The 697-nt window shown below is 64.4% G+C and carries 1 protein-coding gene; it reads left to right on the top strand.

Features of this window, described 5'->3' with window-relative positions; genetic code table 11:
• Nucleotides 1-641, top strand: a 641-nt coding sequence (locus CFP71_RS41940) for a HalD/BesD family halogenase (RefSeq protein WP_093939414.1), incomplete at its 5' end; no start/stop codon positions are given.
• Between the last annotated feature and the right edge of the window lie 56 nt (nucleotides 642-697).

Consider the following 697-nt stretch of genomic DNA (forward strand, 5'->3'; position numbering starts at 1 on the left):
AACGCGTCAACGCCTACAACATCGCCATCGACACTCCGCTACCGGAGGACCACCCCGGCCGCAGGATCATGGAACGCGGCAACGCCTTCGTGGCGCGCGACCGGATCCCGGCGAACGCGATCATCCAGCAGCTGTACACGAGCCCCGAGTTCCAGCGGTTCGTCGCCGACTGTTTCGAACTCCCCGCGCTGCACGAACTCGCCGATCCGCTGTCGGGCCTGGTGCTCAACGTGATCGAACCGGGCCGCTCGCATCCGTGGCATTTCGACACCAACGCCTACACCGTCAGCATGCTCACGCAGGAGGCGGCCGACGGCGGTGTCTTCGAATATTGTCCGAACATCCGTACAGAGTCGGCGGAGAACTTCGACGACGTCCGTGCCGTCCTCGCGGGCGAAGGGGATCACCTGATCCGACGACTCACTCTGCGTCCTGGCGATCTTCAGCTGTTTCGCGGGCGCTTCGCACTGCACCGCGTGAGTAGTGTTCAAGGGGCAGTCGCCCGCCATTCCGCGATCTTCGCGTACAGCGAGCGCCCCGGGGTCATCGGCAGTCCGGAACGGACGAGACAGCTGTTCGGGCGGGTCCTGCCGGAACACGTCGCTTCCGCGGCGGTCCGGGGCGATCAGCTGCTCGACTAAGTCAGGAGTCTGGCCCGTGCCTTTGGATTCGACCGGAAAGATCAATTTCGACGACA

The organism is Amycolatopsis thailandensis (assembly GCF_002234405.1).
Lineage (GTDB): Bacteria > Actinomycetota > Actinomycetes > Mycobacteriales > Pseudonocardiaceae > Amycolatopsis > Amycolatopsis thailandensis.